Source organism: Desulfitobacterium hafniense DCB-2 (assembly GCF_000021925.1).
Taxonomy (GTDB): domain Bacteria; phylum Bacillota; class Desulfitobacteriia; order Desulfitobacteriales; family Desulfitobacteriaceae; genus Desulfitobacterium; species Desulfitobacterium hafniense.
This window is the reverse complement of the sequence record NC_011830.1, coordinates 2,771,484-2,785,374: the sequence shown is the minus strand read 5'-3', so window position 1 is coordinate 2,785,374 and position 13,891 is coordinate 2,771,484. Positions and strand designations below refer to the sequence as shown.

The following is a 13,891-nucleotide window of genomic DNA, read 5'->3' as shown; positions in this document are numbered from 1 at the left end:
CTCAAGCTTTTCGCTTTATTGTGATTTTACCTCTGTCCATATTCTATCATAAATTGGTAAAACATCGGAGAGATCTTCAAAAACTTCTGAACCTTTTAATTCACCTTCAGCCGGATAATAGGCCGGGTCAGAAGTCAAATCATCAGGAAGCATGGCCCTGACTTCTTTTTGAGGTGTAGAATAACCGATGTAATCAGCATTTTTGAACGCTACATCTGTGCTGCACATAAAATCAATAAACTTCTCCGCCATCTCTTTGTTTTGACTGGTTTTAGGGATAACCATAGCATCATACCAGATATTGCTGCCTTCTTTAGGAATGACGTACTCCAGATCAGGATTTTCACCTTTCATAAAGACCGCATCCCCCGACCAAACCACAGCCATGGCCGCTTCATTGCCGATCATCTTATCCTTCACTTCGTCCCCTACATAGGCCATCAGCAAAGGCTTCTGCTCAATCAGCAATTGTTTTGCTTCTTCCAGCTCTTTTTCATCCCGGCTGTTCAAAGAGTAGCCCAGTTTTTTCAAGGCCACGGCAATGGAATCCCGTTGGCTGTCCAGCATCAGGATCTGCTTGGTGTATTTCTTATCCCATAAAACATCCCAGCTGTCCACCACGCCATCCACCATGGTTTTGTTGTAAATGATCCCGACGGTGCCCCACATATAAGGAACGGTGTATTCATTCTTAGGGTCAAAGGCCAGATTCTTGAAGCGATCATCAATTTTAGCGTAATTAGGGATCGCCGTCATATCAATGGTATGGAGCAAACCTTCATTGATCATTTTGGTGATCATATAATCCGAGGGAATGGCCACATCATACTTGGCTGTGCCTGCTTTAATCTTAACATACATTTCTTCGTTGGTGGCGAACTGTTCGTAGATGACATCCACATTATTGGTTTTCTCAAACTCGGCCAGGACCGATTCATCAATGTAGTCTCCCCAGTTGTAGACATAAAGCTTAGCCTGATCCGATCCGCCGCAGCCGGCAAGTCCTACAAGCATAGCGACCAGGAGCACGACCGCCCCCGCTTTTTTCAGTACCGATTTTTTCAATACATCTCCCTCTTTTCATTGGATTTATCCTTGGCCATCCGATAATTGACAAAGACCAAAATAATCATAATAAAAATAAACATCAAGGTAAGCAAGGCATTAATTTTAGGATTGATTCCCCGACGGGCCATGGAGTAAATGGTGATCGCCAGATTGGATACCCCAGACCCCGTGGTGAAGAAGCTCACGACAAAATCGTCGATAGACATGGTAAAAGCCAGCAGAAAGCCTGTGACGATCCCCGGGGAAATCTGAGGCAGAATGACCTTTTTATATGCCTCAAAAGGAGTCGCTCCCAAATCCAGGGCCGCAGCATAAGTATCGTCATTGAGCTGGCGCAGTTTCGGCAGCACTGAAAAGATTACAAAGGGCAAATTAAAGGTGATATGAGCGAAGAGCATGGTTATAAACCCCAGCTTGAACTTAATAAAAATGAAGAGCAGCATCAAGGATATTCCCATGACAATATCCGGGCTGAGCATCGGCAAGTACGTTACATTTAAGGTTATAACCTTGGGAAATCCATGCATATTATTGATGCCGATAGCCGCCAAGGTGCCGATGAGCGTAGCGATCAGTGAGGCAAGAATGGCTACCACTAAAGTGTAATATAGTGCAGAGGCAATCTGACCATCCTGAAAAAGCTCAATGTACCACCGTAATGTAAATCCATCCCAGTTCCCCCGGGACTTGGAATCATTAAAAGAAAAAATCATCAGGATCAGGATGGGGGCATAAAGAAAGAAGAAAATCAGAAAGGTATAGCTTTTCATCAAGAAAGATTTCACCAGAATCTACCCCCTTCCTGATCTTTGTCCGTCTTGGACATAATCCCCATGGTCAGGAGCAGGAAGATCATAAGGATCAGGGATAAGGATGAGCCGAAACCCCAGTCTCCGGTGGTGAGGAATTGCTGTTCGATCAAATTACCGATCAGCATATATTGCCCTCCGCCCAACAGCCTGGAAATGACGAAAGTCGTCACAGCCGGCATAAAAACCATGATAATACCTGAGGCCACGCCGGAAAGGCTTAAAGGGAAGGTCACTTTAAAGAAAGTCTTATAAGGGGTAGCCCCTAAGTCCTCCGCCGCTTCGATCAGAGAGTGGTCGATTTTTTGTAAGACGGAATAAATAGGCAAAACCATAAAGGGAAGAAAATTATAGACCATGCCCAAGATCACCGCTTTATCTGTGTAGAGGATATTTAAAGCCGGCAAGCTCAAGGCGGCCAAAAGCTGATTAATGATGCCCTTATTTTCCAACAGAGTCATCCAGGCGTAGGTTCGGGCCAGAAAATTCATCCACATGGGCAAAACAAAAAGAACGATTAAAAAGTCTCTTCTTTTTAGCCCCTTGGAGGCCAAAATCATCGCCATCGGATACCCCAGCAGCAAGCAAAACACCGTGCTGATCAGAGCGAGCCAAATCGAACGCAAAATAACCTTAAGATAGATAGGTTCAAAAACTCTTTCCAGATGTACTGCAGTAAAGCGAATCCCCTCGGGACCGCTTTCAAACAGACTGAAATAAACCACCAAAATCAGCGGGACAATGGTGAAGATCAGCATCCACAACAGATAGGGAGCGGTCAGTAATTTTTTTTTCAATCACCTTTCACCTTCTTCATAATGTGAATATCATTGGGCAGGATCTTGAGTCCAACCTCATTCCCCACTTCTTCCATCTGTGTGCTGTGCACCATCCAGCAAAACTCGCTGCTCTGAATCATCATTTCATAATGAACACCCTTAAAGACTACGGATTGAACCTCGCCGGTGAGCATCCCTTCCTCCGCCGCTACCAGCTTCAAATCTTCGGGACGGATGACCACATCCACCCCTTCGTTGGCGCTAAACCCCTTATCCAGGCAGTCAAACCGGCGGCCGTGGAAATGGACCAGGAAGTCCTGGAGCATGACCCCGTCCAAGATATTGCTTTCCCCGATAAAGTCGGCCACGAAAACATTCTTCGGTTCATTATAAATATCGATGGGAGAGCCAATCTGCTGGATTTTCCCTTCATTCATCACCACCACGGTGTCGGACATGGTCAGGGCTTCTTCCTGATCATGGGTGACAAAGATAAAGGTGATCCCCAGGCGCTGCTGAATTCGTTTCAGCTCCAGCTGCATTTCTTTGCGCAATTTTAAATCCAAAGCGGCCAGAGGCTCATCCAATAGCAGAACCTCCGGTTCATTGACGATGGCTCTGGCAATGGCTACCCTTTGCCGTTGTCCGCCGCTTAAGGAATCAATATTCCTTTTTTCAAAGCCTTTAAGGTTCATCAGCTCCATAACCTGGAGCACCTTCGCGTAAATGGCCTTATTATCAACCTTCTTAATCCGCAGACCAAAGGCAATATTCTCGAAAACATTCATATGGGGAAACAAGGCATACTGTTGAAAGACCGTATTGACTTTTCGCTTATAAGGCGGAACATCATTGATCTTTTTGCCCTCAAAGAGGATATCCCCACCGGTAACATTTTCAAACCCTCCAATGATTCGAAGGGTTGTGGTTTTTCCGCAACCGCTCGGTCCAAGAAGGGTTATAAACTCATTGCGCAAAATATATAAATTTATGTTATCCAGGACTTGTACCCCGTCATACTCTTTCGTCACGTTGACAAGCCTGATGATCTCTTCGCTCATGCCAGACCTCCTCAAACCAAAGCCGGTTGTCGAAAACCGGCAGTTATTAAAAACATAACAATGTCTATTTTACATTTTAACAGAATATCGTCAAGAATTCTTCAGGAAAAAATAAAAAATATATCGGCAATTCTCTTATTCCCTCAGCAAAGAACCGTTTACAGCCCGGAGACTTGTAAACGGTTCCAATACAACGATTCAGTAGCAAGAAATATCTTCACGGGATGCAATCACAGCAGCTGTGTCTTAGACATAAGCTGACACCAGGCACCGCCTGCCTACAACTTCCATTGAAATACAAGATTGTTTGTTGTTAAAATAGGGACAAGGAAGGGATGAATGATGACTGTAAAAAGGATTGCTATCAAACTTGCTATTATCACTGCACTTATTTTTTTGAGCCTGGCATCATTCAGTTTTTATTTCTATCATATGGTCATTGAACGAAAACCCAATGACCCTTGGTCCCAAAACACAAGATTGACGTCCATATCTATGGAAAGCAATGAGGTGCAAACCTTCCCTGTGATGGCAATGGCTATCAGCCCTGCTTCCACCGAGCTTGCTGATTCTGGGGATTTCTCCCCGACTGAGCAGACTCCTCCAAGCTGGGTTGAAAGTCAGCCTTATGAGTTCTGGACGGTTACCTCCGAAGATGGGTTTAGGCTGGCGGGCTATTATATTCCAGCCAGGATACCGACTACCAGAACAGTTATTATAGCCCATGGCTACAGAAGCCAGGCACTGGAAATGGGGGAATTCGCCAAATTCTATTCAGAAAAGCTGGGTTATAACGTCTTGCTTCCCGATGCCAGAGGCTATGGCACCAGTGAAGGGGACTTTATCGGGTTTGGCTGGCCGGATCGCAAGGATTATCTGCTCTGGATTCAGGAAACCACGGAGAAGGTGGGGCCTGATGCTCAAATCACCTTACATGGTCTTTCCATGGGCGGAGCCACTGTGATGATGGTCAGCGGTGAGAGCCTGCCTGAACAAGTGAAAGTCATCGTGGAAGACAGTGGCTATACCTCAGTTCAAGATGAACTTGCTTACCAGCTTAAACGCATGTACAATCTTCCTGCTTTTCCTTTGCTTCCGGCTGTGAGTCTGTTCACGGATATTAAGGCAGGCTATAATTTTTCTGAAGCTTCGTCTTTAAGGCAGGTGGAAAAAAACCAAACTCCAATGTTGTTCATTCACGGGGCTCTGGATGATTTTGTACCTGTAGAAATGGCCCTGCAGCTCTATGATGCCTGTAAAGCGGAAAAGAAGCTCTATTTGGCTGAGAACGCCGTTCATGGCATGGCGTTTTACACAGATCGGCCTGCTTATGAAGCGATTGTTGAAGATTTCATCGGCTTGTTTATGGGGCATTAAAGCATGCTCACCTATGGGAGTAATATCTCAGCAGGTCTTCAACGCTAACGACACCTACCACTTTGCTATTTTCAACAACCGGCATAGCAACGATATGATTGCTTAAGAGCTTGTCGGCAGCTTCCCGTACACTCTCATCCGGATGAACTGAAACCACATCTTTAGCCATAACCCAATCCACAGGACAAGATTCAATATGACCAGGCTGAATCATAAAGCGGAAAATATCCGCTTTGACGACCATGCCGATCAGCAGGTTATGCTCGTTAACCACAGGCAACCCATTTACTTTCTTTTCGGTCATTATTTTCAACACATTTTCAATCGGGTCTGTTTCCCTGACCGTAACAAATTCCTTTTCCATGACTGCTCCGATTCTCATTATGCCCATCGCCTCCTTAATATCAGTTATATTCAACACATGACTTTGTTTACCTTCAAGGATCAGTCGACGAATAGCATATTTCTCTTAGACGCTCCACTTTAGTTACCCTTTATAACTCACTCCCATAATTCACTTATTTCACCAATCTGTCTTAGGTTGGCAAAGTGTGGTCTATTGAAGACCTATCAAAAAGTTGAGCGCAACACTCCATGTGCTATCTTAAAGCACTGCCTATTTTCTTTTCCTCCTCTTTCACTTAAAATGAAAAGGGTTAATATCGCTAGAACTGCAGAGCTTCTTCAGGAAGGAGAGACTTAAAATTAAAACTAAAGTGATCAGACTACTACAATTACTGGTTATCGTTTTTCTCGTTGGAGGACTCTCTGTTCTTAGCATAAATTTTTATGTTCATTCCTTTAGCGCAAAGTATATAGTTACGATGGATAAACCTTTACCCCAAACCGATGCCATTTTAGTGCTGGGGGCTTACTTTAATCCAAACACAGGAAAACCCTCTGATATGCTGGGAGATCGCTTGGAAACAGCCTATGAAGTTTATACTAAAAACCCAGACACAAAAATTATCGTGAGTGGTGATCACGGTCGAAAAGAATATGACGAAGTTAATGGTATGAAGGATTATTTAATGGCCAAAGGGGTTCCTGATGAGCATATCTTTATGGATCACGCCGGGTTTTCGACCTATGAAAGTATGTATCGAGCAAAGGAAATCTTTCAGGTTCAAAGCCTAATCGTCGTCACTCAGGATTATCACTTATACCGGGCAATCTTTGATTCCCGCAAGATGGGGATCGAATCGTACGGTGTTATCGCTGATAAACGATATTACCTTGGCATAAATTATTATAAACTTCGTGAAGTCGCCGCTCGGAATAAGGACTTTCTTTATGCTTTGGTTAAGCCTGAACCAACCTTCTTAGGCGAGCCTATTCCCGTTTGGTCAAATGGTCAGTTAACAAATGATCGATAAGGCGGTTCCTCATCTCTCATCATGTTGATCCTCTGTAAATAACAAAAACACCCTTCGTAAAGACGAAGAGTGTCGAAGACTTCTCCCTAATATGTGACTTATAGGATCGTGAATTACCTTGATCATCACCCGTTGACTATCGTCCCTCCATTAACATGGAGCATCTGCCCCGACATATAGGCAGAACCCTCGCAAGCAAGGAACAAATAGGCCGGAGCCAATTCCACCGGCTGTCCGGCCCGCTGCATGGGAGTAGTGCTGCCAAAGGTGGAAACCTCATTGGCGTCGAAAGATGCCGGAATCAGCGGCGTCCAGATGGGGCCGGGTGCTACGCCGTTGACACGGATGCCCTGTTTGATCAGTGATTCGGAAAGAGAACGTGTGAAAGCCACGACTGCTCCTTTGGATGCGGAATAGTCGATAAGTTTGGCATCCCCTTTATAAGCTGTAATCGAAGCTGTATTGATAATCACGGAGCCGTATCTGAGATGAGGAAGTGCTGCCTTGGTCAGATACAGCATGCCGAAAATATTGGTGCGAAAGGTTTGCTCAATTTGTTGAGCAGTAATATCGAGAAGAGAATTCTGGGGGTGCTGTTCCGCTGCATTGTTCACGAGGATATCCAATCCTCCCAAGGTATCCAAGGTTTTTTGCACAGCTTGATTGCTGAAATTTTCCTCGCCAATATCCCCTGGGATCAGCAGGCAGCGTCTCCCCAGCTGCTCAATTCTCTCCTTGGTTGCCTGGGCATCAACCTGTTCATCAAGATAAACGATGGCAATATCGGCACCTTCCTTGGCATAGAGAATGGCTACCGCTTTCCCGATGCCACTGTCTCCGCCGCTGATCAAGGCGACTTTGCCCTGTAACTTGCCGCTGGGCCGATAGTTCAGGTCCTCGAAGATGGGGCTGGGATTCATTAAGGTTTCCAGTCCGGGCTGCTTATCCTGGTGCTGGGCAGGAAAAGTGGGTTGAGGAATTTTGGTTTCACTCATTGCTATCACTCCTTCGCTTGTTCAGGGACAACAAAAACTACAAAACTATTATAATGTTGCCCTGTAAGGGTGATATCAATTCCCCAGAAATGGCTGTAATCAAGACTTAGGTTTATTCTCCGGTTATTTCCTGACCAGTGTTGAATCCGGACATTTAGTTGCGATGGAGAGTTCTAAACACTGCCTTGCGTATTCAGCAAGCTCTTTTTTAGGAGTACCGAATATTATGGCGGTAGCGTTGATGGTGAACTTTTTGTCCATCCCCTCACTCCAGCCGGAAGATGATTTTATATTGATGGCTTTTCCCGTAGAAGAAAACCAAAAATGCTCTGTTCCTTCGCTGAAACCTTTGATATGCCCTACAAAACCATGTTTGTTCTTCACCCAGCGGAGGATCTCACCGCCCCAGTGGAGCAGAGCTTCTTGTACAGGGAGGGTGCTGCTTTCCTGCTTAAAGGTTAATTCATAGCTTTCCGAGAAAATCTCAGGTTCTTCATTAAGGGCAGCATGAACCTTTGGCAGCGTGTTTTCGTGCCGGTGTTCAGACCCATGACAACTTTCGCATTCACAAGCATGACCATGCCGGTGCTGCTCATGCTTGTGCTCACTCATTTCTCCACACCGCCTCACGCCAGATTTCCGGGTTAATTCCCCTAAAAGCTGATACACAATGAATTTGCGCTGCAGGATTAAGATGATGCAGGCTTTTTTCTATTTCGGCCAAGGCCTCATGGTGCATACAGTCGATCTTATTGAGAAAAATCAGATCCGCCTTAGCGATCTGACCTTCAACAAGCCCGGGGACGATCTCCATCAGTTCTTCCCAACGTTCAGCATCGGCGACGATCATGATCTTCAGGTTTTCGACTCCCTTGCCATAGGTGTGAATGGTTTCCGCGATTCGATGGGGATAAGTCATTCCCGTGGCCTCCACGATCACCCACTGGGGATCATAGGTTTCATAAAGCTCATTTAAAGTCACAGTCAGTTCAGAGGTCAATGTGCAGCAAATACAACCGGAGAAAAGCTCCCGAACCATCAGCCCATTGGCTTTGAGGATTTTATCATCAATCCCTGTCTCACCCACTTCATTCTCGATAATAATTAAAGAGGGTTTGGCCGGGTTGGTTGCTTGGGCGGTTAGATTATTCTCCACCAGGAACTTGGCCGCAGAGAGAATCAAGGAGGTCTTACCCGCGCCCAAAAAGCCGCCAAAGAGTAAAACGTTCATGTTATACCTCCTTTTGGAAATGCCAGATTATTAATAAAGCTCTTTTGAAACTGGGGATGATTAGCCAACTCGACAAACTCTGCTTTCTCGGCAATGGCCTGGCAGCGTTGAATGTGCTTGTGTGAAAGCAAAGCCTTGGCAGCCCCTTCTCCCGCCGCATTGCCCACGGAGCGGATTCTGTTTCGTTCTTGTATAGGGATTAAGCCAATAGCCAAGGCGCTGTCCAAATCCACAAAACTGCCGAAAGCACCGGCGATAAAAACCTGTTCAATGTCTTCTGGGTTGACGCCCAAGGTCTGCATTAAGATTTGCGATCCTGTGCAAATCGAGGACTTAACCAGTTGAAGCTCCCGCACATCCCCTTGGGTAATGACAATATCCGAACCGTTGGCGCTTTCCTCGGCAAAGGCCAGTACAAATTCCCGCTGCCCCTCCTTCTCCCTTATTCTGGACCGGAGCTCAGGAGAGAGCTGCGCCATTTGACTGTTCTCCGCAAATCGCCCTGAAGAGGTGATGATCCCCCTGCGCACCATTTCGGCGAGAGCTTTAATGATTCCCGATCCACATATTCCGGCAGGCTTCTGAGCGTTAATCGTTCGGATCAGGACATCCTCTTGGATGCTGATATCATCGATGGCTCCATCCGTGGCCCTCATACCGCAGGAAAGCTGGGCGCCTTCAAAAGCGGGGCCGGCAGCTGTAGAGGTAACAATCATTCGCTCCCGATTGCCGAGAACAATCTCTCCGTTCGTTCCTAAATCGATCAATAAGGTGAGCTTGGGAGTCAGATCCTGATCCATAGCCAAGATAGCTGCTGTGGTATCTGCACCCACAAAACTGGCAATATTGGGGATAAGAATCACCCGTCCCCCCGGGTGAATATCCAGGGAAAGTTCCTGGGGTGGAAAAGGTGACAGTGATTTAAAGGCTTGCACATAGGGAGGGATAGTCAGGCTGGTAGGTGAGATCCCCATCAGAAGGTGTTCCATGGTTGAATTTCCCACGACGGTCACCAGATAAATATCCTGTACCCTTATCCCGCTTATGGAGCAAAGCCTGCGGATCAGGGTACTTAGACAATGGCGAATCAGATCAGAAAGTTGTTTTAATCCTTCCGGCTTCTCCGCCGCTTTAATGCGGGAGATGACATCGGCACCATAGGCTGACTGAGGATTGGTTTCGGCTGCGGCAGCAACCGCCTCCCCCCTATTCATGTCCATAAGCATTCCAGCCACTGTAGTACTTCCGATATCGAAAGCTACTCCGTAAAGAACTGAGGAAGTATCTCCTCCTTCCACAGCTGTCACATGATCGCCCAAGTGAATCAAAGTATAGCTCTCTGTCTTGGTCTGGGCCAACAAAGCCATATCCCGTAATGCGGTGATATGTAAATCCTGCTTCTCTTGCGATTGCAGCTCATTAACGTTGCTGATCATTTCCTGCAGCGAGTAGTTTTGCGCTAAAGTCGGATAGGTCGGTCGCACCACCGACTTGCTGAGTACTGGAGCCCTATCCTCAAGGGAAATATGGATTCTCCCGATTTCCCCTTTCGCCGTGACTCCTCTTTGGGTGATGTCAGCCAATACGACTTGACCTAATGGATAAACCCGGCAGGCTAAGTACGAGCCATCATTTTCAGGTTCAGCAGGATTTCCCTGCCCATCCGTCACCTGTCCGCTCAGAACCCGGACCTTGCATTTGCCGCAGGTTCCTTGGCCGCCGCAGACCGACTCTAAAAACACACCTGCATCCGTTAAGATATCCATAAGGGTCCAGGCCCTGTTTTTAACAGCAATGGGGTTTTGACCCCCAATGATGATTCGGGAGGTTATTTCTTTACCCATTGAATAAACCTCGCTCAATCTCTGGTTAGTTATCCTCTACTGGGACATACCGATAATTTGCCAAAGGGGTTCATTAGTGTCATGGCATAAATGGGTTAAAGTAACGATTTCCCCGGGAGGAACAATGACAAACTCATCATCCCAAGGACCTGTGAGCAATTTCTTGAGGTAGCTTGTGGAGCCTGGTATGATCTGATGGCTTAGTTTCAAGGTAGCGGCTATCTTTTCCGTAAGTTCGAGGAAGTCGGCTATCTCATAGGCCCCTGTATCAATTACGGCCAACCGGTGATAATGATTAAGGATTTGTCTGAACAGGCGCTCCGCCTTTTCCTTGCCATAGCGTTTCACAGCATACTGGTATTCCTGCCAGATGTTGCTTTCGAATTCCAGCCACCCTTTGGTGAGATAATAGGTGCCCATTTCTTCCGATATTTTCTTCCTGGCGTGCTGAGAACCCAGGAGAAGACTGATGCAATCATCAACACAGGGAAAGACCAGCTGGGCATGAGGGGAAGTCAGCCCCAGTAAAGAGTTGCCGCAATACCCAAAGGCCAGGAGAATACGGTCCACATTGGTGATTCTGGCCAACTCCTGCTGGAGGCGCTTATTTAAGGTATCTGTGTAAAGATGCAGCCCCGATTCTATCCATAGCACAGGGAATGGGCAGTCAGCCTCTTGAATCGCGCTGTTAAGTTCATCCTTAAGGGTATGGCAAGCGATGATTACAGTCTTCATACAATTCACCTTCAGGATATTTCTTGATGTGTTTTCAGATTGAAGAGAGAGGAGCAGAGTTTTACTCCTTCTGAGCAATCTTTAACCCAATAATCTGCCTTGGTATACTGTCTGACCTGTTCATTAACTAAACCGCCAATGACCACCTTTACCCCCGGTCTTAGTCCCATTTTCTCAAGAGCTTGAACGGTCAGGCGCATTGAATCATAGGATTGGGTGATCAGTCCCGATAAACAGACGATGGAGGCCCTGTGTTCAATACATCCTTCGGCAAATCTTTCCGGAGCCACATCCACGCCCAGGTCAATGACCTTGTGCCCATTAAAGCGAAGCAAGCTAATCATTAAATTCTTGCCTATATCATGGATATCTTTTTTGACGGTTCCGAACAAAATCGTCGCCGAGGGTTCGATTACAGCGATGGCATTAGTCTGGTCTGACACCAGGCTGATGACATCCTTAAAGATCTCTGCAGACATCATAAGATCCGCCAGGAAGTACTTTCCCTGGTCGTATAAATGACCGACTTGGGTCATTCCCTGGCGCGTCTCTTCAATAATTTCTATGGAGTCTTTGCCGCTTTGTATTTCCGACACCGCCAGAGCTAACACTTTATCCACATCGAGACGGGTTACCGCGGCCACCAGCATGCTTTCAACCATACGCATTCCTTCCCCTCTAACATGAAGTCCTTCTTAGCCAAAAAAACTCCGTGTGGAAGCGATCAGATGATATTTTTCGCCATGACAGATCATAATGGATAATCCTAAGGGTGTATTTTGTCTTCCATAAACCAATTGTTCAACTTTCAAGGCGGGAATTCCGGAAGATGCTTCTAACAGCTCGGCCTCAGCCTGGTGCAAAGATACGGCGGAAATGGTGACCTGATTGCCTTCGGTGATGATTCCTGTATGCCTGGCAACAGCTTCAGGAAAATCAGCATACTTAATTTCCTGTTCCACCAGGGGCTGCCCCCGCTGATAGGTCAGATAACGATTCTCCACCGCCACCGGTTCCCCCTCAATAAGGAGCAGCCTGCGAAATTGAATAAGTTTGGTTCCGGGTTTAATCTGAAGGCGTAACGCGACCCCATCTTCCGCTGCTATAACATTGATAGCGAGCAATCTAGAATCATAGTCTTGCGGGTTTTCCGATCCGTGTTCGGCAAGATTAAGAATGAGCTCACTGAGATTCGGGTGAGCAACAAAGCTCCCCTTACCGCGGAAGGATTCAATCAGCCCTTCCTGAGCTAAGAGCCTCAGGCCATTGCGCACGGTCATTTTACTGATTCCGTATTGCTCACCCAGTTGAGTCTCTGAAGGCAAAGCATCACCCGGCTTAAGTTCGCCGGCCAGGATCTTTTCTTTTAAGTCTTCAGCAAGTTGAAAATAAACCGGTACAAAGGATTCTCGAGTCTTCATAACAGCCTTCTCCCTTTAGGTAATGATAGACAAAGGCAGCAGTCTGCCTTTGTCTATTGTATCATCAATTATTTAGAGGTTACAGACGCCACCATGGCTTGAACATTTTCTATTTTGGCATCAATAGGAATATCACAGCCTGGGTGGAGGATAAACCCTGTGGGACCTATTTCTTCGATCAATTTCCGGCAGTAGTTATGAACAGCATCCGGCGTTCCCAGGGTAAGCAGGGCCGCGGGTACATCACCCATAATACACATGGTATCTCCCAATATTTCTTTGGCCTTATAGATATCGGTCATGCCATCAAGCTCCAGAATGATTTTTCCCTTCGGGAAATCTTTGAAGCGCGCCAAGTCCCGGGTCCAATCAGAATCAAAGTGAAGAATAGGGGTAATTCCGGCGTCAAGGATTTCATAAATCAGTTTCTCATAATACGGGAAAACAAAGCGATCCCATTGGGCCTGAGACAGCATTTCACTGGCTGCCCGCCAGCCCCCCAGCCAGAGATACTCTGAACCCAGTTGTTTAGACCCTGCTATACTTTGAGGAGCCATGAAAGGTAAAGCGGCATCCATGGCAGCCTGCACCTTGTCCGGTATTTTAAACATATCCCGCACAAATTTAGAAAATGAACGGCCGCCACAGAACATTTCATAGGGGATTGTTGTTACACCCCCACCGCCTGTCAAGGTAGGAATACCGGCTTCTTTCCACATCTCGGCCACCTTGGAGGCATTTTGTCCATCAGCCATAATTTGCGGGAGCAATTCAGGACCAAAGTGTTCTGTTACATAGGACATCAGCCAGTTGGGCCAGCCTTCTTCAACAATCCGATCATAGTCACTCTGCTTCATCAATTCGGCCTCAACGACCTGCCACAACTCATTTTCCGGGAGTTCCTCTCCCGGCCGTTTGATCTTACTTAGCCAGGCCATTTCCAGCCCATATTTAAAGTAGCTTCCATAATCGACACCGTCCGCCCCGCCGACTTTTTCCACAGTTTTAATCATGGCTTCGGCCGAAACTAAGCTGCTGCTTATAAATTCAGCCACCGACATAGTTTGAGCCCGGGCTGCAAAGGCTGCAAATTCGAGCACCACAGGAGTCCGATCCGTTTTCCCGAGAGCCACGGCTTTCGCTATTCTTTCTTTCCGTTCCTTATATAACTGACTGTTTGACATGAGTTTCACTC

15 protein-coding genes are annotated in these 13,891 nt (G+C 46.5%); 2 read left to right on the top strand and 13 right to left on the bottom strand.

Annotation, left to right across the window (positions count from 1 at the left end; genetic code table 11):
* Window positions 1-15 precede the first annotated feature (15 nt).
* Genes DHAF_RS12800 through potA form a run of 4 tightly spaced genes read right to left on the bottom strand, consistent with a single transcriptional unit; the run spans window position 16 to window position 3,717 of the window.
* Window positions 16-1,065, bottom strand: coding sequence for an ABC transporter substrate-binding protein (locus tag DHAF_RS12800; protein ID WP_005808907.1), 1,050 nt, complete (start codon window positions 1,063-1,065; stop codon window positions 16-18).
* The gene (locus DHAF_RS12795; protein ID WP_015944103.1) at window positions 1,062-1,853 is read right to left on the bottom strand and encodes an ABC transporter permease; all 792 of its coding nucleotides are present in this window, start codon (window positions 1,851-1,853) and stop codon (window positions 1,062-1,064) included. Before DHAF_RS12795 ends, DHAF_RS12800 begins: the two co-directional genes overlap by 4 nt.
* Window positions 1,850-2,674 (bottom strand): ABC transporter permease, encoded by an 825-nt coding sequence (locus tag DHAF_RS12790; protein WP_005808911.1) that lies wholly within the window; start codon window positions 2,672-2,674, stop codon window positions 1,850-1,852. The genes DHAF_RS12795 and DHAF_RS12790 overlap by 4 nt, the downstream gene beginning before the upstream one ends.
* A complete protein-coding gene (gene potA, locus DHAF_RS12785) occupies window positions 2,671-3,717 on the bottom strand; it encodes a spermidine/putrescine ABC transporter ATP-binding protein (RefSeq protein WP_015944102.1) in 1,047 nt (348 codons plus the stop codon). Before potA ends, DHAF_RS12790 begins: the two co-directional genes overlap by 4 nt.
* Window positions 3,718-4,056: 339 nt before the next feature.
* On the opposite strand from potA, the gene DHAF_RS12780 reads away from it, so the two are divergent.
* A complete protein-coding gene (locus DHAF_RS12780) occupies window positions 4,057-5,094 on the top strand; it encodes an alpha/beta hydrolase (protein ID WP_015944101.1) in 1,038 nt (345 codons plus the stop codon).
* Between the two features lie 7 nt (window positions 5,095-5,101).
* On the opposite strand, the gene DHAF_RS12775 is transcribed toward DHAF_RS12780, so the two are convergent.
* Window positions 5,102-5,476, bottom strand: coding sequence for a CBS domain-containing protein (locus DHAF_RS12775; RefSeq protein WP_015944100.1), 375 nt, complete (start codon window positions 5,474-5,476; stop codon window positions 5,102-5,104).
* Between the two features lie 334 nt (window positions 5,477-5,810).
* Between DHAF_RS12775 and DHAF_RS12770 the strand changes: the two genes are divergently transcribed.
* Entirely contained in the window at window positions 5,811-6,470 is a 660-nt protein-coding gene (locus DHAF_RS12770) for a SanA/YdcF family protein (protein ID WP_041271965.1), read from the top strand.
* 125 nt (window positions 6,471-6,595) lie between these two features.
* Here the strand turns inward: DHAF_RS12770 and DHAF_RS12765 are convergent, their stop codons facing one another.
* The 8 genes from DHAF_RS12765 to DHAF_RS12730 form a co-directional block, all read right to left on the bottom strand.
* Window positions 6,596-7,465, bottom strand: coding sequence for an SDR family oxidoreductase (locus tag DHAF_RS12765; RefSeq protein ID WP_015944098.1), 870 nt, complete (start codon window positions 7,463-7,465; stop codon window positions 6,596-6,598).
* A gap of 123 nt (window positions 7,466-7,588) precedes the next feature.
* Complete coding sequence (locus tag DHAF_RS12760) at window positions 7,589-8,077, bottom strand: hypothetical protein (protein ID WP_015944097.1); 489 nt, start codon at window positions 8,075-8,077, stop codon at window positions 7,589-7,591.
* On the bottom strand, window positions 8,070-8,696 hold the full coding sequence (locus DHAF_RS12755) for a CobW-like GTP-binding protein (protein ID WP_015944096.1): 627 nt from the start codon (window positions 8,694-8,696) through the stop codon (window positions 8,070-8,072). The genes DHAF_RS12760 and DHAF_RS12755 overlap by 8 nt, the downstream gene beginning before the upstream one ends.
* Window positions 8,693-10,540, bottom strand: coding sequence for an ASKHA domain-containing protein (locus DHAF_RS12750; RefSeq protein WP_015944095.1), 1,848 nt, complete (start codon window positions 10,538-10,540; stop codon window positions 8,693-8,695). The genes DHAF_RS12755 and DHAF_RS12750 overlap by 4 nt, the downstream gene beginning before the upstream one ends.
* 36 nt (window positions 10,541-10,576) lie before the next feature.
* Window positions 10,577-11,275, bottom strand: a complete 699-nt coding sequence (locus DHAF_RS12745; RefSeq protein WP_005808932.1) for a DUF1638 domain-containing protein — start codon at window positions 11,273-11,275, stop codon at window positions 10,577-10,579.
* An 11-nt stretch (window positions 11,276-11,286) separates the two neighbouring features.
* Window positions 11,287-11,943, bottom strand: a complete 657-nt coding sequence (locus DHAF_RS12740; protein WP_015944094.1) for a cobalamin B12-binding domain-containing protein — start codon at window positions 11,941-11,943, stop codon at window positions 11,287-11,289.
* A gap of 27 nt (window positions 11,944-11,970) precedes the next feature.
* Window positions 11,971-12,696, bottom strand: coding sequence for a GntR family transcriptional regulator (locus DHAF_RS12735; protein ID WP_015944093.1), 726 nt, complete (start codon window positions 12,694-12,696; stop codon window positions 11,971-11,973).
* A 68-nt stretch (window positions 12,697-12,764) separates the two neighbouring features.
* A complete protein-coding gene (locus tag DHAF_RS12730; protein WP_015944092.1) occupies window positions 12,765-13,880 on the bottom strand; it encodes a uroporphyrinogen decarboxylase family protein in 1,116 nt (371 codons plus the stop codon).
* Between the last annotated feature and the right edge of the window lie 11 nt (window positions 13,881-13,891).

Excerpts from the sequence above, each read along its gene's own strand:
- DHAF_RS12760 (WP_015944097.1), bottom strand. The coding sequence starts at position 8,077 with ATGAGTGAGCACAAGCATGAGCAGCACCGGCATGGTCATGCTTGTGAA.
- DHAF_RS12765 (WP_015944098.1), bottom strand. The coding sequence starts at position 7,465 with ATGAGTGAAACCAAAATTCCTCAACCCACTTTTCCTGCCCAGCACCAG.
- DHAF_RS12775 (WP_015944100.1), bottom strand. The coding sequence starts at position 5,476 with ATGAGAATCGGAGCAGTCATGGAAAAGGAATTTGTTACGGTCAGGGAA.
- DHAF_RS12730 (WP_015944092.1), bottom strand. The coding sequence starts at position 13,880 with ATGTCAAACAGTCAGTTATATAAGGAACGGAAAGAAAGAATAGCGAAA.
- DHAF_RS12780 (WP_015944101.1), top strand. The coding sequence starts at position 4,057 with ATGATGACTGTAAAAAGGATTGCTATCAAACTTGCTATTATCACTGCA.
- DHAF_RS12755 (WP_015944096.1), bottom strand. The coding sequence starts at position 8,696 with ATGAACGTTTTACTCTTTGGCGGCTTTTTGGGCGCGGGTAAGACCTCC.
- DHAF_RS12750 (WP_015944095.1), bottom strand. The coding sequence starts at position 10,540 with ATGGGTAAAGAAATAACCTCCCGAATCATCATTGGGGGTCAAAACCCC.
- DHAF_RS12740 (WP_015944094.1), bottom strand. The coding sequence starts at position 11,943 with ATGCGTATGGTTGAAAGCATGCTGGTGGCCGCGGTAACCCGTCTCGAT.
- DHAF_RS12745 (WP_005808932.1), bottom strand. The coding sequence starts at position 11,275 with ATGAAGACTGTAATCATCGCTTGCCATACCCTTAAGGATGAACTTAAC.
- DHAF_RS12735 (WP_015944093.1), bottom strand. The coding sequence starts at position 12,696 with ATGAAGACTCGAGAATCCTTTGTACCGGTTTATTTTCAACTTGCTGAA.
- potA (WP_015944102.1), bottom strand. The coding sequence starts at position 3,717 with ATGAGCGAAGAGATCATCAGGCTTGTCAACGTGACGAAAGAGTATGAC.